The 21341-nt window shown below is 56.3% G+C and carries 20 protein-coding genes; 14 read left to right on the top strand and 6 right to left on the bottom strand.

The genetic code is table 11. The annotated features are described in order from the left end of the window. Positions 1-216: 216 nt before the first annotated feature. From QMG40_RS15435 to QMG40_RS15420, 4 genes are all read right to left on the bottom strand, one after another. A complete protein-coding gene (locus tag QMG40_RS15435) occupies positions 217-3528 on the bottom strand; it encodes an ATP-binding protein (protein WP_283531989.1) in 3312 nt (1103 codons plus the stop codon). Further along, on the bottom strand, positions 3525-4226 hold the full coding sequence (locus tag QMG40_RS15430) for a DUF4194 domain-containing protein (RefSeq protein ID WP_283531988.1): 702 nt from the start codon (positions 4224-4226) through the stop codon (positions 3525-3527). The genes QMG40_RS15435 and QMG40_RS15430 overlap by 4 nt, the downstream gene beginning before the upstream one ends. Continuing rightward, entirely contained in the window at positions 4223-5692 is a 1470-nt protein-coding gene (locus QMG40_RS15425; protein ID WP_283531987.1) for a DUF3375 domain-containing protein, read from the bottom strand. The genes QMG40_RS15430 and QMG40_RS15425 overlap by 4 nt, the downstream gene beginning before the upstream one ends. A gap of 510 nt (positions 5693-6202) precedes the next feature. Continuing rightward, positions 6203-6355, bottom strand: coding sequence for a hypothetical protein (locus QMG40_RS15420; RefSeq protein ID WP_283531985.1), 153 nt, complete (start codon positions 6353-6355; stop codon positions 6203-6205). A gap of 395 nt (positions 6356-6750) precedes the next feature. Here QMG40_RS15420 and rpsF point away from each other — a divergent pair, with 395 nt between their 5' ends. The 8 genes from rpsF (at position 6751) to QMG40_RS15380 (ending at position 13117) form a co-directional block, all read left to right on the top strand. After that, the gene (gene rpsF / locus QMG40_RS15415; RefSeq protein WP_283531984.1) at positions 6751-7056 is read left to right on the top strand and encodes a 30S ribosomal protein S6; all 306 of its coding nucleotides are present in this window, start codon (positions 6751-6753) and stop codon (positions 7054-7056) included. A gap of 62 nt (positions 7057-7118) precedes the next feature. Further along, positions 7119-7733, top strand: a complete 615-nt coding sequence (locus tag QMG40_RS15410) for a single-stranded DNA-binding protein (protein ID WP_283531983.1) — start codon at positions 7119-7121, stop codon at positions 7731-7733. A gap of 156 nt (positions 7734-7889) precedes the next feature. Continuing rightward, positions 7890-8129: a 30S ribosomal protein S18 gene (gene rpsR / locus QMG40_RS15405; protein ID WP_003800144.1), complete on the top strand. Its 240-nt coding sequence runs from the start codon at positions 7890-7892 to the stop codon at positions 8127-8129. 15 nt (positions 8130-8144) lie between these two features. After that, positions 8145-8594 (top strand): 50S ribosomal protein L9, encoded by a 450-nt coding sequence (gene rplI / locus QMG40_RS15400; protein WP_283531982.1) that lies wholly within the window; start codon positions 8145-8147, stop codon positions 8592-8594. A 565-nt stretch (positions 8595-9159) separates the two neighbouring features. Next, the gene (gene dnaB / locus QMG40_RS15395; RefSeq protein WP_283531981.1) at positions 9160-10539 is read left to right on the top strand and encodes a replicative DNA helicase; all 1380 of its coding nucleotides are present in this window, start codon (positions 9160-9162) and stop codon (positions 10537-10539) included. A gap of 111 nt (positions 10540-10650) precedes the next feature. Continuing rightward, positions 10651-12036, top strand: a complete 1386-nt coding sequence (locus tag QMG40_RS15390; protein WP_283531980.1) for an MATE family efflux transporter — start codon at positions 10651-10653, stop codon at positions 12034-12036. Further along, complete coding sequence (locus tag QMG40_RS15385) at positions 12033-12641, top strand: hypothetical protein (protein ID WP_283531979.1); 609 nt, start codon at positions 12033-12035, stop codon at positions 12639-12641. The genes QMG40_RS15390 and QMG40_RS15385 overlap by 4 nt, the downstream gene beginning before the upstream one ends. A gap of 74 nt (positions 12642-12715) precedes the next feature. Then, the gene (locus QMG40_RS15380) at positions 12716-13117 is read left to right on the top strand and encodes a hypothetical protein (RefSeq protein ID WP_283531978.1); all 402 of its coding nucleotides are present in this window, start codon (positions 12716-12718) and stop codon (positions 13115-13117) included. A 70-nt stretch (positions 13118-13187) separates the two neighbouring features. On the opposite strand, the gene QMG40_RS15375 is transcribed toward QMG40_RS15380, so the two are convergent. Continuing rightward, positions 13188-14276, bottom strand: coding sequence for an N-acetylglucosamine kinase (locus tag QMG40_RS15375; protein ID WP_283531977.1), 1089 nt, complete (start codon positions 14274-14276; stop codon positions 13188-13190). A 92-nt stretch (positions 14277-14368) separates the two neighbouring features. Here QMG40_RS15375 and QMG40_RS15370 point away from each other — a divergent pair, with 92 nt between their 5' ends. The 5 genes from QMG40_RS15370 to QMG40_RS15350 all read left to right on the top strand — a co-directional run bounded on the left by QMG40_RS15370 (position 14369) and on the right by QMG40_RS15350 (position 19540). Beyond that, positions 14369-15340, top strand: a complete 972-nt coding sequence (locus tag QMG40_RS15370) for a MurR/RpiR family transcriptional regulator (RefSeq protein WP_283531976.1) — start codon at positions 14369-14371, stop codon at positions 15338-15340. Beyond that, positions 15324-16097 (top strand): SIS domain-containing protein, encoded by a 774-nt coding sequence (locus QMG40_RS15365; RefSeq protein ID WP_283531975.1) that lies wholly within the window; start codon positions 15324-15326, stop codon positions 16095-16097. Before QMG40_RS15370 ends, QMG40_RS15365 begins: the two co-directional genes overlap by 17 nt. A 139-nt stretch (positions 16098-16236) precedes the next feature. Next, complete coding sequence (gene ngcE, locus QMG40_RS15360; protein WP_283531974.1) at positions 16237-17655, top strand: N-acetylglucosamine/diacetylchitobiose ABC transporter substrate-binding protein; 1419 nt, start codon at positions 16237-16239, stop codon at positions 17653-17655. Next, a complete protein-coding gene (locus tag QMG40_RS15355) occupies positions 17652-18647 on the top strand; it encodes a carbohydrate ABC transporter permease (protein ID WP_283531973.1) in 996 nt (331 codons plus the stop codon). Before ngcE ends, QMG40_RS15355 begins: the two co-directional genes overlap by 4 nt. Next, entirely contained in the window at positions 18647-19540 is an 894-nt protein-coding gene (locus QMG40_RS15350; RefSeq protein WP_459253024.1) for a carbohydrate ABC transporter permease, read from the top strand. The genes QMG40_RS15355 and QMG40_RS15350 overlap by 1 nt, the downstream gene beginning before the upstream one ends. Before the next feature lie 124 nt (positions 19541-19664). On the opposite strand, the gene QMG40_RS15345 is transcribed toward QMG40_RS15350, so the two are convergent. Then, a complete protein-coding gene (locus QMG40_RS15345; protein ID WP_283532006.1) occupies positions 19665-20237 on the bottom strand; it encodes a CGNR zinc finger domain-containing protein in 573 nt (190 codons plus the stop codon). Between the two features lie 72 nt (positions 20238-20309). On the opposite strand from QMG40_RS15345, the gene QMG40_RS15340 reads away from it, so the two are divergent. Then, positions 20310-21338, top strand: a complete 1029-nt coding sequence (locus QMG40_RS15340) for an EamA family transporter (RefSeq protein ID WP_283531972.1) — start codon at positions 20310-20312, stop codon at positions 21336-21338. Positions 21339-21341: the final 3 nt, after the last annotated feature.

Here is a 21341-nt window from a genome sequence, read left to right as displayed (position 1 = left end):
CTAAGACCCACAGCGCCGATGGTACTGCATTCGTGAGGATGTGGGAGAGTAGGACACCGCCGGACAACACATAAAAAGGTCGAGGCCCCACACCACACGGTGCGGGGCCTCCCTCATTTAACACCCCCCCACAAAAGACCACCCCAAGATGGGGTTAGCGGCGCAGTCCCACAGGCCCGGAAATGAACAGTCCCGGCCCGGATGGGCCCCATGAATCTAGGAAGGTTCTCTTAGGACAATGTCAGTTGCGGTGGCCGGTGACCGACCAGTGTCAAGGAATCCAGAGACGTTTGCCTGCGGGTGCTTGATGATGTCTGTGATAGAGCCCAGGTGCCTTGACAAGTCCACCTTGTCCTCAGGGGCGGCCAGCAAGAGTTGAAAACCGAATTCCTGTAGAGCGTTGATGCCTGCGCCGGCGTATTCCGAGTTGGCCTGAATAAATGCTTCATCGATCATGACGGTGCCGTAGGTACTGTAACCCTGGGTGTCAATACCCAGCTGATAGGCAAGGGCGGCTCCCATAATAAAAGAGGTGAAACGCTGCCCCTCACCGCCTGAAAGTGTGCCGGGCTCCAAGCCGACTTCCACCTCACCGTTGGGACGGTGTTCGTTGCAGCTGATAGTCACATGCTGGCGTACGTCCAGCACTGTGTCCGCCCAATGAGACATGGTGGGATCCTGCAGAGCGTTGACCAGTCGTTCCAATTGCAGATAGCTGGCCGCCATGGTGTCCTCGGTGGCCTTGGTGTAAGCATTCCCCAGGGCTTCTTTGAGTTCGCCTCTGAAGACTCTGGCCTCATCGGGAATAGTGGTCTTCACTTCGAGGCGCAGCCGGCTGCCTTTCTCAAAAGATACGTCTGCAAGAATCTGGTTTAGTGGCAGGATTCGTTCCTCAATGGAACGCCGTTCCTCTTCCAGTAATTGCAGGAGATCCGAGAATCGTTCGTAGGAGCGGTTATTGAAATATTCTTTGAATTGTTCCTGTCGCTGCGGTAGCCCTTCGGAAACAATGCGTCTGTACAACTCCTCATAGTGTTGCGCTGCCTCGGCACCAGTTCCATGACTGGAGCTCATGAGAGGGCCAAACTGGCGGGCAAAGCTCTTGAATATTTCGCTTAATGCTCCCTCGGCGCGGAACTGGCGCTCTTTGATCGTGGTGATGCGCTCACCCAAGTCCACGGTAGCGTGGCTCAGCATAAGCTCCAGCTCATCCAAGGAGGTAGGACCGCCGTCGAGCAGATAGGGTGAAAACGCCTCCAGCGCCCAATCAGCCGCCCGGGCCGGCTGCATATCTCCTGACAAAACAGTACGAACGCTGCTGAGTTCCTTCTCGATCCCGGACAAGTCATGGTGCAGCACAGCCACGTTTCCCACAGCAGCCTCTAGATCTGTAGTGGCTTCAGCGAGAGAAGCACGCAGTTGGGCTAGCGTGGCACTGCCGGCAATAGTTTGATCCAGGGTGGTTTGTAGCTCTGCCTGACGAGCCACTAGTACGCCGGAGTCCAGCTGGTCAAAAGTGCGGACGTCTTCGGCAATCCGCTGCATGGCTGCGAGTCGTTTTGTCGATTCTTCCTTGGCCAGGCTGCTCTGCGTTGCGGCTACCGCTGATTGAGCATGATCGGTAGCAAAGCCTGTTACCTGCTGCTGCAGTTGCGCAATTTTCGCGACGTTGTTGAAGCCCAAGAGATAGTCGGAGGCGCTGATGGTTCGGGTGTCGCGTTCAAACACGGCGGCGCTGAGCTTGACTGTTCCCGCGCGGGAAATGGCCCTGGCATGTTGGTGCAGGGCGGCATCATCTGGTACGCAGGTAAAAGCGTAGTCTGCGGTGATCTTCTCGCGAAGCCATGACCCAGGCTCTGAGTCATGGAAGTCTAATTTGTTCACCAAATGGTCTTGACCCGGCTGCTCCCTTTTTGCAGGTTGAACTGACATGCCAAGGTTTATCCAACGGAGTTTGCCCAGGCCGTCAAGTCCGTCGATTGCCGAGGTGACAGCGCCAATATCGCTGCCTCTTACAAGCAGTGTGGTGGCAAGTGAGCGCAGGACTTTTTCTGCAGCAGGGCGCCACACGGTGTGCTCGGTGCCGATGTCCACGAGCTCACCCGCAAAAGGCAGGTCCTCGGGAGCCAAACCAGTAGCAGCGCAGATGGCTCGGCGAGCCGATGCGCTACGCGGATCAATATTCGAGCCCCGACGTTGGTAAGAGTCAATTTCGGCCAGCAACGCTCTTTCCTGTGCCTTGAGGTTAACACTCGCCGCCACTGCCTCATACTCGCGTGTACGAGCGGTTTGTGTTTCTGCCAGCTGATGTTCGACGCCGGCTGCCGCAGCTGTGCGGGCTGCATCCAGTCCCTTTGCACTCCAGAGATACTCGATGCGGACACTGTCAAGGTCCGCACGTGCTTCGGATTCAAGACGCTGCCGTTCAAGCAGGTCTCGTTTACCGCTCCGAATGTCCTTTTCCAGGCCTTCTATGGCCCGGCCGCCATGGTTGGCGTGCTGCTCCGACAGTGAAGCCACACTGGCAGCGAGGGCCTCTTTGGCCGTTGTTGCGGCCTTGATTTGTGTTTCTTTGTTTGCCCGAGCATCGCTAAGGGTAGACGCTTTTGTGGTGAGAAGTTCGTTTTGGAACTGGTGGCGCAACAGCGGGAGTTGGGTCTTCTGAAGATCAACTGTGCGGTTGTGTAACTCACTGAGTTCGTGGTGTTTCTGATGAAGTTCGGGCACCGGGGCTAGGGCGTCGCGCTGCTCGCGGGCATCCTCCAGCTGGCGATAGATACCGCTGAGGTGGTTGAAGTCCTCAACAGCGGCCGCTGCGGCCGTCAGTGTGGACGGTTTATCCAGCACCTCATAGCGGAAGAATCGGTTGACCCCTTTGTCTAGACCCTTTCCGTTTTGCAGTGTACGCAGCAGACTAAAAGCCTTGTCATTGTCAATACCGAGTTTGCGACGGAAGCGTTCCGCAAAGGTTCTGTGCACATCGAAAGTCTCCGCTCCCGGCAAGGCGGCATTTAAAGACGACGGCGAGAAGCGACGGCTGCCATGGTTTTCCAAGGCCGCTGTGTCCAACGGTCTGTCATGGATGACATAGTGCTTGCCCACCTGGCCTTCGAGCCCGTTGGCGGGAAGGTCAAAAAGCGCAGAGATCGTCACGTGCCTCCCCAGTCCGTCCTCGAAAACAAGGGCGGTGGCAGACCAGGTAGAGCTGGGCCGTTGGTACATCACGCCGTTGTCCGTCTTGATCTTACGACCGCGCATGTAACTAAAAGTGGTCCGACGGTCTTTGCGGTTAGACGCCTCGTGGGCCGATTCATTCAAGCGTGGGGAAGCATAGAAAATATGCTGAATACCATCGAAGAGTGTCGACTTTCCAACACCGGGATGCCCCGTGAGCAATGTGCCGGCCCGGTCAACGTACATACTGTGGCGGCCGTGGAAAGTACCCCAGTTGATGATTTGGATCTGGCTCAGCCGGAATTGACCGGGATTGATCTCTTCGCCGATGGGCAGGGTGGTTGCAATACTCACAACAGGCCCTCCTGTGCTGGGCCGTCGCTGGAGTCGGAGTCTAAGGAGTTGTGAGGCTCGTTCTTGTCAAGGGCGGAGAGATAAGCGGGAATTTGATCGATTGAGTCGAAAGGCAGAGCCAATGCCAGGGCGTTGCTGACTCGGTATTCGTTGAGCAGTTCGGTGGGCAGAATCAACTTTAGATTAAGAAGGCGAGCTAGTGCTGCGTCCGTTTGTTCATCCAAGCGTTTGTCATCAACTATGCCGGGCTGGCGGTGTTCGGCAAGTATTTCCCTGGCCCCGGCGCGAGAGATACCCACATCTGTGCCGGAGCCGGCATGGCGGTCCAGCAGTACACGAAGGCGCAAAGCCAACAGGGTCTCTTCGCGGCGCAACGGTTTGCGGGCAACGATCGGCTGTGTGTGAACGGCCTCAATGTCTGCTGGGGTTAGCAGTGCTATCTTGCGTTCAGAATCTACGCTCAACAACAAGAAGATCTCGCTGAGATACTGACGCAGAGACACGTCGTGCGTCAGGATTGTTGTCCACAAGGCGGGTTCTGCGCCGCCGTCAACATACGGTCCACGCAGCAATCGAACCAGCGCCTGGCGCAACTCCAGCGGGAAGGAGCCGGTGTCGCCGTCAAACAGGGTTCGCTCGGTGCCCCTAGAGTTGCTAATTTTTTGCAGCTCCGGCGTTGGGTGTGAAGTGCCGCTCATGGTGAAGAGTCCTTAACGAACGTGAATAACGGGACGCGAGCTGTGCGCGTTGTGCCGTCAATTTGGGTGAAAGTCAGTGTTTCGGTGCGATCTGGGTCAATGTCGTTCACGAAAGTGTTTGCTGCCCCCCGGGCAGCAAGAACCAAACCCCGGATGGAGTTTATGTGCTGCAGATCAGCTGGCAACGAGGCATACACCTCATGCAGAGTGGCGGATCCATGGCGGGTTTCTCTGGTCCGCTCGATAGCGGCATGCAAGCGTGGCATATCGGGTGCCGCTGTTGCCGGGGTGCGGTGGATATCTGCATCGCTCAACGCCGGGGGAGCGGCAAGCTTAGGTGGTGGGACGTGGTCTTCGGGATTGAAAATGCCAAGACCCGCGAGAGTTTCAAAGTTCGGTGCGTATAACAGCGGTTCAACCACCCCTGTACGGGAACCAAGCGATGCAGCAGCCACAGCCTGTTCGGCTAAATGGATGGCCTTGCGCAGCAGTACAGACTCTTTGAACTCGGCGGACTGGACATAGGCGTGCAGACTCTCGGAGAGGCGCCCATAAATGGCGTGTACCTCAGCAGCTTGACGGCGCATCTCGCGCAGCAAGGAGGCCAGATTTCTCCGCTCTTCCGCGCTGAGCTGACCGGTGAAGTCCCGCTCAAGCACCTCGTTGATTGATTGCCTGAAACGTCCCTGTTGTACCGGATCGTTGAGGAACTCGGTGAAACCTTGGAACGTCTCTCCTTCTGCCGTGCCGCGTAGTGCCAAGTCAGCGGCAAGCACCTGACCCACGGCAACACCTTTAGTGACTGAGGAGTCCATGATTTCTTGCCGGATAGAGTGCAGCATGACCTCGACGCCGTCGCGCATCCGCTTGAAATCTGCCGGCAGACCAGCCGCAAGATCCAACACACTCCGGGTGGCGGCAACGGCGGAGTCCTCGGATAGTACGGCTGGATTGGCGCCATTTCGCAGCGCAGTGATTTCATTTTCACGCTCAGCGATTTCAGCTTCGAGAGTGGCAATACGGGATTTCGGGTCGGGATCGCTTTGGCGTGAAAGCGCCTCAATACTGTTAAGCAGCGTGCTCAGTCGTGAGCTGTTCAAATTGGTGCGGCTGCCGGTCAGCGTATCCGTAAATGCCAGGACCCGGGCCGTGGAGGCAGTGGGTTCATAGAAGAACTTTCCGTCAACCATGGGCCGGGAAAGAAACTGGCTTCGCACCCAAGAATCGGCGAAGTTGGAAGCCTGCCAAGCCTCATTTAGGCTGAGGTTTTCATCGCGCAGTTCCTTCATGAATTCCGCTAAATCGCCGTGAAATTCCTCCAGCGGCATGCGTTGCCTGGTCGCCGTGAAGACGGAGCGCAGAAATGCCACCGTCCAAGGGGACCCTTGTAGTAGTTTCCAGGCGGGGCTGGCCCGTAGTCCTTTTTGCGCGTGCCATTGCGCAACGGCATTGTCAGTGAAGCGCATGGCAGGACCTTTCGGCAGGCAAAGAGCGGTGTTCATTCCATTTTAAGGCATGCGGCCAGCGTGGAGGGACGCCCCCAGTGGGTCCGGGGCACTTTGGGGCAACAGGATTTTGCTATTCAGCAGTGAAAGCCGAATGGCGATCTCCGGAGCGTTCTGAGCCACGGACTTTGGCCAGCCGTAGCAAGGCGGAACAGTCTCATCCAGTTGTTTGTGCAGCTTCTTGAGGTCTGCACAGGCGCCTTCGTCCGTCAGGTTGGACGAGCTCCTTGTAGTCCGCAGTGGTGGCGGGAAGTAGTACTTATGCGTCCTCCGCAGAAATGATGAACCCCTTGCCACCGGGATCTGTAGTGAGAACTCCGTTGGCAACGACATGGTCCGGCCACGCTGACCGTGCGCGGTTCTGTGGAACAGAGTTGGGTCCCACTAGCCCGGCTCGCTGGAGAAGGGAGATGTCCACCAATGGCAGGGGATCTTCAGCCCTGCATGTTGTAGAGCGGAATGATGAGGATTTCACCAACGGGGACGTGCACGCCCTTGGCTACCGTCACGATCAAGTACTTTGTAGTCGCAGAGTACTTTGTAGTCGCAGAGTAGATCGAGCAGCTCCACACCCGGGGTGGGGGATTCGATTGCTTGGATGCGTTCGCGCCACGGGCAGATCATGCTGGGCTCCACTTGCCGCCATTCACAAAGTGCCTCCAGGTCAAGTTCCCTACCTGGTTGTGGTTGCCTTCTCCCCGGAACAGCGATTGCGTCATCGAGTGCCAGCTTGGCGATGGCGTTTTCCTAGCTCAACAGGACACCGGAAACATCTTTCATGACCTGCTCGTGCGCGGCATAAAGTAGATCCAAAACATCCGCTGGGAACTATCCACAGCGTGTGGTGAGAGTTACGCACAGAGGTGAGTGTCCGGCGTCGTACTTACGGTAGGATGGGTGAGTCTGTGCTGGTACCAAGATCACTCACGTAGTGCAATAGGTACCGGTGCGGCACCGCAAATGAACCTCCTGTTACGGAAATGCCGTAACCGCCTAGACCAAAGGAGGTGGGTTCACATATGCGTCCTTACGAACTGATGGTAATCATCGACCCCGATGTTGATGAGCGTACCGTTGAGCCGTCGCTTCAGAAGTTCCTGAATGTCATTACCACCGATGGTGGAACCATCGAAAAGGTTGACATCTGGGGCCGTCGTCGCTTGGCTTACGACATCCAGAAGAAGTCTGAAGGTATCTACGCCGTGGTGAACTTCACCGCAGCGCCTGCTACCGCTCAGGAACTTGATCGCTTGCTTGGTATCAATGAGACCATCCTGCGCACCAAGATCACACGTCCGGAAGAGCAGAAGGTTGTTGCCGAATAATTTCGGTAATTTCTTTTTAGTTTTTTCTTTGTAGGAAAACACCAAGCAGGAAGCAGGAGCAGATGGCAGGCGAAACCACTATTACGGTTGTTGGTAATCTCACCAGTGATCCGGAACTTCGGTTTACCCCGAGCGGTTCAGCAGTAGCGAACTTCACCATTGCGTCGACTCCGCGAACCTTTGACCGCCAGAGCAATGAATGGAAAGACGGCGAAACGCTGTTCCTCCGTGCATCGATCTGGCGCGAAGCGGCCGAGAACGTTGCCGAATCCCTCACAAAGGGCATGCGCGTGATTGTTTCCGGTCGGCTGAAGTCGCGGACCTACGACACCAAAGAAGGCGAAAAGCGCACCGTCATGGAGCTTGAGGTCGACGAGATCGGCCCCTCGCTGCGCTATGCCAATGCCAAAGTAAACCGTACCCAACGCTCCGGCGGTCAGGGTGGCGGAAACTTCGGTGGAGGTAACAGCGGCCAGGGCGGCCAGGGCGGAAACTTCGGCGGCGGAAACGCCGGCGGGGGACAAGGCGGCTTTGGCGGCAATTCCGGCGGAGGAAACTTCGGCGGTAATGGCGGCCAGCAGCAGCAATCCGCACCGGCAGCTGACCCCTGGGCAACGCCCGGTGGTGGCTCCTCCGGTTGGGGCGCCGGCCCGGATAACTCCGAGCCTCCCTTCTAAAGCGCAGCGCGTCCCCTTTCGCTTCGGCTTCGCCGCCGCGTTAGGACTCGGGAGCGCCAAGCTTTTTGTTTTACAAGAAATGTGCGGCATCCGCCGTACGCAAACCATCCCGCGGATTAATATCCACGGGCTCCACGAATACTAAGGAGCTCCACGATGGCTAAGGCTGAACTCCGTAAGCCCAAACCAAAGTCCAACCCCCTGAAGGCCGCTGACATCACAGTCATCGACTACAAGGACGTAGCATTGCTGCGCAAGTTTATTTCTGATCGCGGAAAGATCCGTGCGCGCCGCGTCACGGGTGTCACCGTTCAGGAGCAGCGCAAAATCGCACAGGCAATCAAGAATGCCCGCGAAGTTGCATTGCTGCCCTACTCCGGCGCTGGCCGCGGTTAAGGGAGATAGATACACATGGCAAAGATCATTTTGACCCACGAAGTAAGCGGCCTCGGTGCCGCTGGTGACATCGTTGAGGTGAAGACCGGTTACGCACGTAACTTTCTTCTGCCCCGCGGCTTCGCACTGACCTGGTCCAAGGGTGGCGAGAAGCAGGTGGAAGCCATCAAGGCTGCCCGCCTCGCCCACGCGCACGCTTCAACTGAAGCTGCTCAGGAGCAGGCAACCGCTCTGCAGGCACACGCTGTAGTCCTGAAGGTAAAGGCTGGCGACTCAGGTCGTTTGTTCGGTACCGTCAAGGCTGACGACGTTGCAAAGGCTGTAGCCGCTGCAGGTCTGGGAACTATTGACAAGCGCAAGGTTGAACTGCCGGCCCACATCAAGTCGGTTGGCAAGCACACTGCAAATGTTCGTCTTCACGACGATGTTTCAGCTGTTATCACCTTGAACGTTGTAGCAAGCTAGTACTCGCTTCATCGTTTAGAAAGATCCGGCACCCAGTTATGGTTGCCGGATCTTTTTTGTCCAAAATGCCGCCGAACACGGTGGCTTGTTGGGGTTGTCGGGGGTACATGCGCGGGCATGTATGAAGGTCAGAGCTGCTATTGATGAGCGTTGTCGGGATATCCACAGAGGGACATATATCTGTGGATATGATCGCGCTTAGCCGTGTTTATGCGCACTGTCAAGCGGCTGCGGATGGCTGGTACGGTAGCCCAAAAATGTTTATTTCCACAGGCAGTGGACAGTGTTTGTGCAGGTCAGGGCAGTATTGCGCACCATTCTATTAGGTTGTGCACATCATTGTCCCCATGCTGTGCACAAGCTGAGGCACTTAATGCACCGGTTATCCACAGCATCGGTGGACAACGGGGTTGGTAGATGCTCTTTCACCGTCTAACGTAGCCATTGAGCTCTCCATAACGACGCCTTTGTCGGTACCAGCTGGTAAGGAGTAGTAATACCAAAGAACATGCCACCGCAGGGTGCGCAAAGGCCCGGCCAGCAGGGCAGAAAGAGAGCATCACACATGTCGGCTCCAACCAGAGAATCAGGAACATCCTCCCGCGAACCTGATTTCGCCAGGACACCGCCTCAGGACCTTGTCGCAGAACAAAGCGTTCTGGGTGGCATGATGCTCTCCAAGGATGCGATTGCCGATGTGGTGGAGGTTCTGCGTGGCACAGACTTCTACCGCCCCTCCCACGAGAGTATCTATGAGGCCGCGCTGGACCTCTACGGCCGCGGTGAACCTGCTGATGCCGTGACGGTGGCAGATGAGCTCACCAAGCGTGGTGAGATCACTAAAATTGGTGGCGCAGCCTACTTGCATCAACTGATCCAATCAGTTCCCACCGCAGCAAACGCTGGATTTTATGCTGAGATCGTTGCTGAGCGAGCCGTGTTGCGTCGCCTGGTCACTGCCGGCACTAAAATTGTCCAGATGGGCTATTCCCAAGACGGAGAAGTTGAAGAGGTCGTTAACGCCGCTCAAGCCGAGATTTTTGCCGTAGCTGAACGTCGCACCACAGAGGACTATGTGCTGCTCAAAGACGTCATGGAAGCCACCGTGGATGAGATTGAGGCGTCCGGACACAAGGGGCAAGGGATGACCGGTGTGCCTACCGGTTTCTATGAATTTGATGAACTGACCAATGGCCTGCACCCGGGGCAGATGATAGTGATAGCCGCAAGACCCGCTGTGGGTAAAAGTACTTTCGCGCTTGACTGGGCGCGTTCGGCAGCCATTGATCACAACATGGCCACCGTGGTGTTTTCCTTGGAAATGGGTCGTAATGAGATTGCCATGCGTCTGCTGTCGGCGGAAGCAACCATTAGCCTCCAGGACCTTCGCAAGGGAACAGTCAAAGATGATCAGTGGTCCAAGATCGCCACAACCATGGGGCGAATGAACGAGGCTCCGCTGTTTATAGATGATTCTCCTAATATGTCCCTTATGGAAATTCGTGCCAAGTGCCGCCGCTTGAAACAACAGCACGACCTAAAGCTCGTAGTCCTGGATTACTTGCAGCTCATGTCCTCAGGTAAACGTGTGGAGTCACGCCAGCAGGAAGTCTCGGAGTTTTCCCGTGCACTGAAGCTGCTGGCCAAGGAACTGCAGGTTCCTGTGGTGGCACTGTCACAGTTGAACCGTGGTTCTGAGCAACGTACGGACAAGAAGCCAATGATCTCCGATCTACGTGAATCAGGCTCGATTGAGCAGGACGCCGATATGGTGATTCTGCTGCACCGTGAGGACATCTATGACAAGGAATCAGCCCGTGCCGGTGAAGCGGATGTCATCGTTGCCAAACACCGTAACGGCCCCACGAAAACGATCGTGTTGGGTTTTCAGGGCCACTATTCACGGTTTGCCAATATGGCTAGCGACAACGGCCAAAGTTACTAACGCCACAGTGGTGAATATGATCAGGGAAGTCTTCAGGAACCCTGCGGGAGCCTCCGCAAAGGCGTGGATAACTGCACGGGCGGGTTCAAAGGTTGCCGATACTGTTGACCCATGCCTAAATCCGTAACGCCCAATGCTGCCTCTGCACAGACCCGGCGCTCAACATCGAAAGCGATTCGCGGCTTAGCTATCCCCGCCTTTGGCGCGCTCATTGCGGAGCCCCTGTTTTTATTGGCCGACTCCGCCATCGTTGGCCATTTGGGCGTCCCCCAATTGGCTGGAGTGGGCCTCGCCGCGACGCTTCTTCAGACGGTTGTTGGACTCATGGTGTTCCTGGCATACTCAACGACGCCGGCAGTTGCGCGGTTGCTAGGAGCTGGGAGACGCGCTGAGGCACTGGCAGTGGGCCGGGACGGGCTCTGGCTGGCGGCACTGCTAGGCATTGTCCTAGCGGTCGTGGGCATGTTTGCCAGTGGTGGCCTGCTGAACGCTATGGGTGCCAGCGGGGAAGTTCTGGGGTACGCAAACGAATACTTCAGGACCAGCTTGGCAGGGATTCCAGCGATGCTATTGGTCATGGCGGCCATGGGTGTTTTGCGTGGTCTCCAAGACACCAAGACCCCGCTGATAGTCGCTACGCTCGGATTCGCCGTCAACATCGTGATGAATTTTGTTTTCGTATATGGTTTCGGAATGTCCGTGGGGGGAGCGGCGCTGGGAACAGTGATCGCACAGTGGGGAATGGCAGCTGTATACCTCGCCATCGTTGTGCGTGCAGCACATCACTATGGTGTGGGGATCCGCCCCGACTGGGTCGGAGTGCGGGCGGTCTCAAGAGTGGGCAGCTGGCTTATGCTGCGCACCCTGTCTCTGCGAGCCGCCATTTTGGTCACTGTCCTGGTGGTGACGGCCCAAGGTCCCACAAACTTAGCAGCACACCAGCTTGCTATGACGCTCTTCAGCTTCCTAGCCTTCGCTCTTGATGCCCTCGCCATCGCGGCCCAGGCGTTGATTGGCAAAGAACTGGGGGCTGGCAATACTTCTCAAGTACGTGTTTTGACACGAACAATGACGAGATGGGGACTTGCTTTTGGTGTTCTCACCGGGTTGGGCCTTTGGGCGGTATCCGGCGTCGTTGGATGGATCTTCACAACAGATACGAACGTTCACGCCGCGCTGACTGCGGCATTGCTTGTTATGGCGGTTGGGCAACCACTGGCTGGCTACGTTTTTGTGCTCGACGGCGTTCTCATCGGAGCCGGCGATGCGCGCTACTTGGCCTTGGTTGGCGTGGGCAACCTAGTGATTTACCTGCCGTTACTTTTCTGGGTTTCGCAGCTGCACTTTGGCGATACAGTCCGTGGAATGTTCTGGGTATGGGCGGCATTTAGTGTGGGCTATATGGGAGCCCGCGGCTTGACGTTGGGACTGCGTGCGCGCACCGGCCGTTGGATGCAGGTAGGGGCTCCCGCTAGCCGGGCTAGACTTGAAGGGTGAGTGAAACCGCCCTTCCCCAGTCAATCAACGCCAACACCAAGACACGCAGAGCTAGCCCACTGTGGCGCCCCGTACTGCTGCGAGCCGTGGTCACCCTAGTTATTGGTCTCATTACGGTCTTTTGGGAGTCACCTGGAACCCTTGGCCTTTGCGTAATTTTCGCCATCTACTTTCTTGCGTTGGCAGCAGCTCAGTGCTTGCTTGTGCGCACCCTGGCCCTGCCTCTGCGGGACACAAGGAGGCTGGTTCTTTTGGGTGCAGCCGGTTTATTGGCGGTTAGTGGCGTGTTGGTGGCGGTTGCCGGCAGCGCAAGCGTTGCTGCCTGGCTCGGTGGCGCAGCGCTTGCCGTCATGGGTGCGGCCGAGCTCTTTGCGGCTCTGTTCAAGCCTGCGGGGAACACTGAAGCTAAATCCGTGCTTCGAAGTGACTGGATAATCTCCGGCGTTCTTGGCGTTGGCACTGGTCTGGTGCTGCCATTTTTTGTCGCAACAGGTGAGCATGCGTTGATGGGTGTGGCCGGAGGAGGTGCCCTGATGACAGGTGCACTGTGGACGTTATCTGCGCTCACACTGCGCCATGATGGCCGGAGGGCAAAAGGCCAGTAAGCTAGATATCGTATGTTCTACTTTGCGTAGAATCGTGTGGTGCGTGAGACATCAAACAATCTAAAGGACTAATTGTGGGCAGTATCGAGCCGCAGAACCCGAACTCGGGTAATTCCATTAAGTTTCCACTCAGCTTCTCCTTTGCTCTGGGTGGGGTTGCCGGTCTAGTCACCTTGGTAGTTTCCGCGGGTGGGCTTATCCATGGATTGCGCTGGGATTTGGCAGGCATTGCTTTCGGCATTGCTTTTGTTGCAACCTTACTTATTTCTTCCTTGTTGGTCATGGGACACAAGGAAAATGACCCCCACCTTAGCGAAGGCTCAGGGGTGAACCGGAAGTCCTCGGACCGCCTGGAGCAGGCAAAAAACAACGCCACAAACCACAACGGGACAGTGGCTGCGCCAGAGCAATCTGCGCCAGAGAAATCTGCGCCGGAGAAATCTAAAGACACTCCTCCTCACAACGATTCCAAGTAGCGAGTCCCCTACGCGCGAGCACCAGGCGGACGCTCGCGGGGATCGCGCAAGCCCCACGGAGTCATTGCCATCACCTGAGCGCCGCCAAACTCTCACTGATGCGGGTAAAGAGAGTTTCATCCACCTCAATGCCATTTCGTTTGAGCACCAAAACAGCGGAGCCCACTACGCCGTCGTGAACCAGCACGGGAGCGAACGCATCCACGCGTGCGGTTAGCCCGATTGACTTATCTTGTGCCGCCCCTCTCGCAGCGGATTCAGCAGCTAGAACGTCAAGCACGGCAGAAGCCAACGGCTCTGCCCTGGTCAGTACGCTCCCACCAAAAACTAGCGGCTGTGCACCAACGGAAGCCGGTTGGCTGCCCACTGACTGCTGTGGGCTGGCTTTTCCAGGCCCTTGACCAGCAGCCCCGCTGATCGCCAGCAGTGTGCGGGCCAGGGCTCTCGCTGCGCGCGCAACGATGTCTTGGGCAACGGGGTCGTCCGTTACGGCAAATACCATGGGTGCAAAATGTGAAAGTTCAATGGGGCTGCGCTCGTAAACCTTGGAAATTAGCTGCTGCTGAGCGCGGAGCCGGCCCTGGGTGCGAGCATCCATGACAAGCGGAATGTTCAGCTCACCCAGGACGAGTGCTGTAAGCGCTGTTGCCGGACCGCGGCCATCAAGAGCCGATGCGACGGCTTGTGCTACCTCGCGACCAAGCCAGAACCCTGACCCCGAGTCTCCCAGCAGCCAGCCCGTCCCATCTGCCACAGCAGCCAGGCGACTCTCGGCGATGCGGGCAGCAACAGCGCCGGTGCCTGCTATCAACGCGCACCCATCATCATGAAAAGTTCCGGAGTAAAAGGCAGCCAATAAATCAGATTCGATCATCACATTTTTCGTAAGTCCCAGTGTGAGGAACCGGTCCCGGTACAAATCTGCTGGCAGTTCAAGTGATGCACCGGCCATGGCAATAAGCGCATTAGCGAATGGCTTCGGGGCTCCGCCAAGGGCTTTGATCGCGGCCTCCTCCAGTGCGTCCAAAGCGGGTCTAAATCCCCGCGAAACCGGGTTTCCACCCCCTGCCGTCCCGTACCCTAGGCAGTGCCCGGAAGAGTTGAGGAATACGGCGCGTGTGGACGTGCCACCAGCGTCAATGGCAAGAAAATTGGGCATCGTTATCATTCCGTGTCTAGATGTGACTTGACTTACATGCGGGATGATAATAGTTTTCATTATGTAGCCACCTCGAAGAAATGGATTTTCAAATGTTAACCTTCACGTCCCCACCTGCAGCAGCAACAGCTGCCGGTGTCGTGAACCGCATTCAGGCAAAGCTACCCGATATGTCCGCTGCCATGGCGAAAATTGGCGCTTTCCTGCTGGAGCGTCCACAGGCTCCGCTGGAACTTTCGATTATGGAGTTAGCGGAACAGACAAAAACGTCACCGGCCACAGTGACTCGCTTTTGCCGGCTGCTTGGCTATGCCGGCTATGTACCCTTCCGCGTCAGCATTGCCTCAGAGCTTGGACGAAGCGACGCCAGGGAGTCATGGAAGGCTGACATTGGGCGAGCTTTTGGGCCCGATGACTCTCCGCGAGACGTGCTTAGTACCCTTGTCAACGCACACACGCGTTCACTGGAGGAGACGGCGGCCGTCATGGACTTGGCGTTGATGATGAAGATTGCTCGTCGCATCGCCATGAGCTCCCATGTAGATATTTACGGCATTGGCGGCAGTGCTGTCATGGCCAAGGAGCTACAGTCCCGTCTTTACAGAATTGGGATCAATGCCCACCATTGGTCGGAAGTTCATGCGGGACTAACAAGTGCGGCCATCCAGGACGCCAATACGGTGGCAATTGGCATTTCCAATACGGGGCGGACCGAAGAAACTCTGCAAATGTTGCGTGAAGCAGGTGAGGCTGGTGCGCTGACAATTGCGCTGAGCAATAACCCGGGATCCCCTTTGGCTGAGAGTGCCGATGAATCCATCATCACCTCAGTTCATGAACAATTCCTCCAGCCGGATGACCTCTCCGCAAAGCACGTGCAATTACTTGTCATCGACTTGCTTTACTTACTCGTAGCCCAGGTTAATTTTACGCAGACCACATCAAAGCTGGCGGCCTCAGCAATGGCCGTCTCACCGCACCGGCGACCCACCAGGGCTGCGCGTCTGGAAGCTGGCGCGCGCCGTGGGCAGGGCAAGTTTGGAAGGGGTGAGGATCATTCCTGACGCACTGGCGGCCTTTAGCCTAGAAGTTTCCAACAGATTAGAGACCATCACTGCGTGGGCTGCTGCCGGAGGTGCCCGTGAGGCGGGCACTGCTATGGCCGACGCCCTGACCAATGGTGGCGTAATCCAAGCCTTTGGTACCGGTCATTCCGAGGCGTTTGCCATGGAAATCGCAGGGCGAGCAGGGGGATTGATCCCTACGAGCAAGATTGCTCTGCGCGATTTGGTGCTTCATGGGGTCCGTGACGTTGCAGAGCTTGACTCACTTGAAGGTTCCACTTTGGAGCGTGATGTTGGAGTTGCTGAGGAGCTCTTCAACCTTTCGCTGATCGATCCGCGCGATATCTTCATTATCGCTTCAAACTCCGGTGTGAATGGTTCAATCGTGGGGCTGGCGTTGGCCGCAAAGGAACGTGGGCACAAGGTCATTGCGGTCACGAGTGTTGAGCACACTAATGCTGTGGAGACAAAACATCCTTGTGGGCTGCGTCTCAGTGAGATTGCAGATATTGTTATCGATAACAGGGCTCCTTATGGCGATACAACCCTAGAGATTTCCGGCGGAGGAGGTGTTGGTGCTGTTTCATCGATCACTGCCGCATACATTGCGCAGGTGCTCACGATTGAAACGGCTCAATGCCTGGTCCGTGCGGGGAAAGAGCCGCCCATCTATATTTCGGCAAATATTCCGGGCGGAGACGAACACAACACCGCACTGGTGGGCCAGTACGTTGGCCGGCTCAGGCGTGAGGCATGATTCCAATGCAACGAGGTGGGGAACGCCAGTACCACGTGAGGTCAGCCGCGAGATTGCAGTCAAATGCAATAGCAGCACTAAGAAGTACAAAGCCGTACAGATTTAGCACACGTACCATCAATGGAAGGCAGTACACAGAATGAATATCCAGAACAAACCGCTGCAGCGTCGTGGATTCCTCCGCGGAGCCCTAGCCACCGCCGTACTTTTGCCGCTGGGTGGAGCCTTGGCTTCCTGTGCAGGTGGCGGCGATTCCTCGAACGCCTCTGCCGCCCCCGGTGGAGAGGTTGACCCTGTGAAGAACCCGTTTGGTGTTGCCAGCAGTGGCAAGCTTGACGCAGTCATCTTCAAGGGTGGCTATGGCATCGACTACGTTGAATTCGCTGGCAAGGCCTTCGCCAAGAACTTCCCCGACGTTGAAGTCAGCATTAACCCCTCAACAGATATTGCTCAGGAACTGCAGCCGCGCTTTGCCGGCGGCACCCCTCCTGACCTGATTGACAACTCCGGAGCTAAGGCCATCGGTTTCTCCGTCATCCTTGATCAGCTTGAGGACCTGCAATCTGTTATTGATGCCAACAACCTTGAAGGCACCAAGATCGCTGACACACTCTTCGACGGCGTGCTGGCACCGGGTACCTTCGACGGCAAGCTGGCCGCCATCAACTACGTACTGACGGTTTACGCATGGTGGTACTCCGCCAGTTTATTCAAGGAAAACGGTTGGACCGTTCCCACTACCTGGGATGAAGCTTACGAGCTCGGCCTCAAGGCCAAGGAGAAAGATAAGTACCTGTTTGTTTGGGGCAAGGAAGCTGCCACGTATTACCAGACCATGGCGATCGAATCAGCTATCAAAGAAGGTGGCGATGAAGTTCGTCTCTCCCTGGAAAACCTCAAGCCCGACTGCTGGTCACAGCCCGCGGTGCAGAGCGTCTTCGCTGGCATGGAAAAGATTGTTAAGGCCGGTATGTTCAAGCCGGGCGGCTCCGGCACGGTCTTCACTGCAGCTCAGGCACAGTGGAGCAACGGCCAGGAAGCACTGCTTTACCCGTCAGGTTCTTGGATTGAGAACGAGATGAAGGACCAGACAAAGGCCGGCTTCGAAATGACGGGTGCACCCGTTCCGGTTGCATCTGCCAACCCGAAGATTGCTCAGGCCGGCGTCCGCTCAGCAGGCGGCGAGCCTTTCATTGTTCCCACCAAGGGCGCGAACGTTGCCGCAGGCAAGGAATTGCTGCGCATCATGCTCTCAAAGGATGCGGCAACGAACTTCGCAAAGGAGAAGTTGGCTCCGACAGTTGTCAAGGGCACCGTCCCGGCCGACGGCTTCGGTTCCACCGCGCTGGTCTCGCAGACCACCATGTTGGAGAAGGCCGGTAAGGACATTTTCACCTGGAACTTCGTGGACACTTACGGCATGAACGCCGATCAGCTGGTGCCGTGGAACTCATTCCTTGACGGCAAATTGGATTCTGCGGGTCTGACCAAGGCACTGCAGGAGATCACCGACAAGGTGGCCAAGGACGATTCGGTCAAGAAGATTGAAGTGAAGTGACACAAGCAACAAAAGAAGTGCGGTCGGGCAGTGGCGTTGTCGCCACTGCCCGGCGGCGCCGGAAAAAACTGACATTCGATAAGGTCAGCTTCATGGCAGTCTTCTTGGGACTGCCCTTGGTGATCTATCTGGTCTTTGTAATCTCGCCTTTTGCCCAGGCGGTGTATTACTCTATGACCAGCTGGGGCGGCTTCGACAACAACATGCCGTTCATTGGCTTTGGCAACTATGTCAAGCTCTTTAACGATGACATTTTCATGTTATCCGTCCGCAACAGCGTTACCTTGGCTGTCTTTCTTCCGGTTATCACCGTTATTTTGGCGTTGGTTTTGGCTACTTTGGTCACTATTGGTGGCAGCAGCCGCGGCCAGATCAAAGGACTGAAAGGTGCCGGGTTCTACCGGGTAGTTTCATTCTTTCCCTATGTGATCCCTGCGGTTGTTATTGGTATTATTTGGCAGCAGATTTTCAACCCCAGCAATGGCTTGTTGAATGGAATCCTGACAGGCATTGGTTTTGATGGCCTGAAAGACTACCCGTGGCTTGGCGATTCGCGCACTGCCATGATCGCCTCGATGTTTGTTATTGTGTGGGGCTTCGTTGGCTTTTACATGATCTTGTTCGTCGCTGCTATCAAGGGCATTCCCGCTGAAACGTTTGAGGCTGCCCGTATTGACGGAGCTGGACGTTTCCGTACAGCCGTTAGCATCACCATTCCGCTCATCCGCGATAACATCCAGACAGCGTACGTTTACATGGGAATTTTGGCGCTCGACGCTTTCGTTTATATGTCTGTTTTGAACTCCACGGGTGGACCCGAGAACTCCACTTTGGTCATGTCACAGAAACTCTTTACCACCGCGTTTTCCAAGAACCAATTCGGTCTAGCCTGCGCCATGGGCGTGGTCTTGGCAGTAATTACATTGATTTTCTCGGCACTGGTATTCCTGGTGAACCGGATGACCGGCGGCAGTCAGGATGTGTCTGAATAATGTCACTGAAACTCTCCAAAAAATCCCCTTCCAAGACGCACATAGCTCGGAAGCCACAGGACACCAGTGGGGATAAGGTTGTAGCAGGCGTATCGCACACCATGTTGACCCTGTGGTCACTCCTGGTACTTGTCCCGCTCGGCTGGACCTTGATGTCGTCCTTCAAGACGACCACGGAAATCTTTTCCTCACCATTTTCCCTTCCGGCCGACTGGAAGTTCGAAAACTACGTCAATGCCTGGAACACAGCCGGCATTGGCACGTACTTCTTTAACACTGTCATTGTGGTGGGCTTCGCACTTGTCATTGTGATGGTCCTAGGTGCCATGTGCGCCTACGTTTTGGCCCGTTACGTGTTCCCGGGCTCGCGAGCCATCTATTATCTGATGCTCGCCGGACTGACGTTTCCGATCTTCTTGGCAATCGTGCCCCTGTTTTTCATTCTGAAGAACATGGGCCTGTTGAACACGCTGCCAGGTTTGATTATTGTTTATGTTGCGTTCGCGTTGCCTTTTACCGTCTTCTTCCTATTCTCCTTCTTCAAAGCCCTTCCGAGCGAAATTGCTGAAGCTGCTCAGATTGACGGGGCCGGCGAATGGCGGACTTTCTTCCAGGTCATGCTGCCTATGGCCAAGCCGGGTATGGCGTCCGTGGCCATTTTCAATTTTCTTGGTTTGTGGAACCAGTACTTGATCCCAGTAGCCATCAACACCAACCGTGAGAACTACGTGCTTTCTCAGGGCATTGCTGCCTATGCCGGGCAGCAGGGTTATGCGGTTGACTTTGGTTCGCTCTTTGCGGCCGCCGTCATCGTGGTTGTTCCCGTTTTGATCATGTATATCCTGTTCCAGCGCCAGCTTCAGGGCTCCGTATCTGCGGGAACTATGAAGTAGTATCTGTCCCAGAAAAATACCCAAGTGGCCCGCATCTGAGAATGATTCGGGCCACTTTCGCGTTAACGTCATGGCGGTGAATTGTTCACGCCGCGGTCTCGAGGAAGAGCACGCCTGGGCCGATTTACCCCTGGGCCGACTTACGACGGCGGTAGGCGGCCACGTGGGCACGGTTGCCACAGTTTCCGGTATCGCAATACCGGCGGGACCGGTTCTTGGACAGGTCAACCAGGACAGCGGAGCAGTCGGGAGCTGCACAGATTTTCAAGCGTGATAACTCGCTGCCACGAATTACGTCAACCAAGGCCATGGCAGCTTCAACGCCCATACGCAGCGACAAGGCAGCGCCGGGGGCAGTCGCGTGCAGGTGCCAGTCCCATTGGTCGTGCTTGACCAGCTGCGGTAGGGCGTCGGCGCGAGCCAACAAGGCATTAACCATGCTGACAGCTGTTGTTTCATCCGCCGTGAAGATACTGCGCAGTTCCGTTCGCATCGCCCGTACTGCCGTCACCTCCGCAGCGGAATTTTCCCGTGAACCAGTGAATTGTTCCCGCGCCACAAAATCATCCAGGTCAGCCAAGCTGAGCATTGAATCCTTTCCCGTGGTTTGGTTTTCGGGATCAAGGGAGATGGGGGCTGTGTTGATGAGATTGACCGCGGACATCAGCGCCATCTCCGTGTCATGACTAAAGGCCATATTGACTCCTGACATAATATGGGCGTAATGTCATCAGTCTAACGCTAATGACTGCTGACATACGGACTTGCCATGACCTCCCCCAATACTTTTACTTCGGTTCCTGACGCCAACACGCGCAGGGTACTGGCATCCCCGGTTCTTTTGCTGGCCTTTGCCTCCGCCGCAGCTTTTGCCTTGTCTGGTTCGTTTGCGAAGTCCTTGTTTGACGTTGGCTGGTCTCCCGGCGCTGCGGTGGCTGTTCGCATTGGGGGAGCCGCCGTTGTACTTTTGATTCCTGTAATTCTTAGCTTGGTGCGCAACTGGGCTCAGGTGAAAGGGTCGCTGGCGCGTATTGCGATTTATGGAATAGTGCCGATCGCGTTGTGCCAGCTGTTTTATTTCAATGCAGTCCAACATCTGTCTGTGGGTGTGGCCTTGCTGCTGGAGTACCTTTCGCCGGTGCTTTTGGTGGCCTGGGCGTGGGTCATGACCCGGCAGCGACCACGAGTTCTGACGATTGTGGGCGCTATTTGCGCCATGTCAGGACTGGTGTTGGTGCTGGATTTGGCAGGCAGCCAGGAAGTCAGTGTGGAGGGCATCCTTTGGGGACTTGCGGCTGCCGTCTGTTCGGCCGTGTACTTCATTATGTCGGCTCGAGCGGGAGATAATGTGCCGCCGATTCTCATGGCTGGTGGCGGAATGGCCGTGGGTGCTGCCATGATCGTGGCTCTGGGTGTGGTGGGTGTGCTGCCGATGGCTTTCACCTTCAACAACCCGGTATTCGCTGGAACCCAGGTGCACTGGCTGGTTCCCGTATTGGGCCTGGTGCTCATAACGACGGTTTTCGCCTACGTTGTGGGAATCATCTCCACGCGCGGACTGGGGTCCAAAGTGGCCTCCTTTGTGGCATTATTTGAGGTCCTTTTCGCTGTCATCTGGGCGTGGATACTGTTGGGTGAGCTACCCCGAATGATCCAGCTGCTGGGCGGGGTAGCCATTATGGGCGGGGTGGTCCTAGTCAGGCTGGATGAACTCCGCGGCTCCCCCCAGCGGGGTCCAGGGTATCCGGTGGACTTGGACTTGGACTTGGACGAAAAAAGTTCGCCACCGAGCGGCTAACGG

This window comes from Arthrobacter antibioticus (assembly GCF_030063205.1).
GTDB lineage: Bacteria > Actinomycetota > Actinomycetes > Actinomycetales > Micrococcaceae > Specibacter.
Note: the sequence above shows the minus strand (reverse complement) of the source record. Positions and strands in the feature narration are given on the sequence as shown.

Coding starts and splice junctions, on each gene's coding strand:
- QMG40_RS15430 (WP_283531988.1), bottom strand. CDS start 4,226: ATGAGCGGCACTTCACACCCAACGCCGGAGCTGCAAAAAATTAGCAAC.
- QMG40_RS15425 (WP_283531987.1), bottom strand. CDS start 5,692: ATGCGCTTCACTGACAATGCCGTTGCGCAATGGCACGCGCAAAAAGGA.
- QMG40_RS15420 (WP_283531985.1), bottom strand. CDS start 6,355: ATGATCTGCCCGTGGCGCGAACGCATCCAAGCAATCGAATCCCCCACC.
- rpsF (WP_283531984.1), top strand. CDS start 6,751: ATGCGTCCTTACGAACTGATGGTAATCATCGACCCCGATGTTGATGAG.
- QMG40_RS15410 (WP_283531983.1), top strand. CDS start 7,119: ATGGCAGGCGAAACCACTATTACGGTTGTTGGTAATCTCACCAGTGAT.
- rpsR (WP_003800144.1), top strand. CDS start 7,890: ATGGCTAAGGCTGAACTCCGTAAGCCCAAACCAAAGTCCAACCCCCTG.
- rplI (WP_283531982.1), top strand. CDS start 8,145: ATGGCAAAGATCATTTTGACCCACGAAGTAAGCGGCCTCGGTGCCGCT.
- dnaB (WP_283531981.1), top strand. CDS start 9,160: ATGTCGGCTCCAACCAGAGAATCAGGAACATCCTCCCGCGAACCTGAT.
- QMG40_RS15390 (WP_283531980.1), top strand. CDS start 10,651: ATGCCTAAATCCGTAACGCCCAATGCTGCCTCTGCACAGACCCGGCGC.
- QMG40_RS15375 (WP_283531977.1), bottom strand. CDS start 14,276: ATGCCCAATTTTCTTGCCATTGACGCTGGTGGCACGTCCACACGCGCC.
- QMG40_RS15370 (WP_283531976.1), top strand. CDS start 14,369: ATGTTAACCTTCACGTCCCCACCTGCAGCAGCAACAGCTGCCGGTGTC.
- ngcE (WP_283531974.1), top strand. CDS start 16,237: ATGAATATCCAGAACAAACCGCTGCAGCGTCGTGGATTCCTCCGCGGA.
- QMG40_RS15350 (WP_459253024.1), top strand. CDS start 18,647: ATGTCACTGAAACTCTCCAAAAAATCCCCTTCCAAGACGCACATAGCT.
- QMG40_RS15345 (WP_283532006.1), bottom strand. CDS start 20,237: ATGGCCTTTAGTCATGACACGGAGATGGCGCTGATGTCCGCGGTCAAT.
- QMG40_RS15340 (WP_283531972.1), top strand. CDS start 20,310: ATGACCTCCCCCAATACTTTTACTTCGGTTCCTGACGCCAACACGCGC.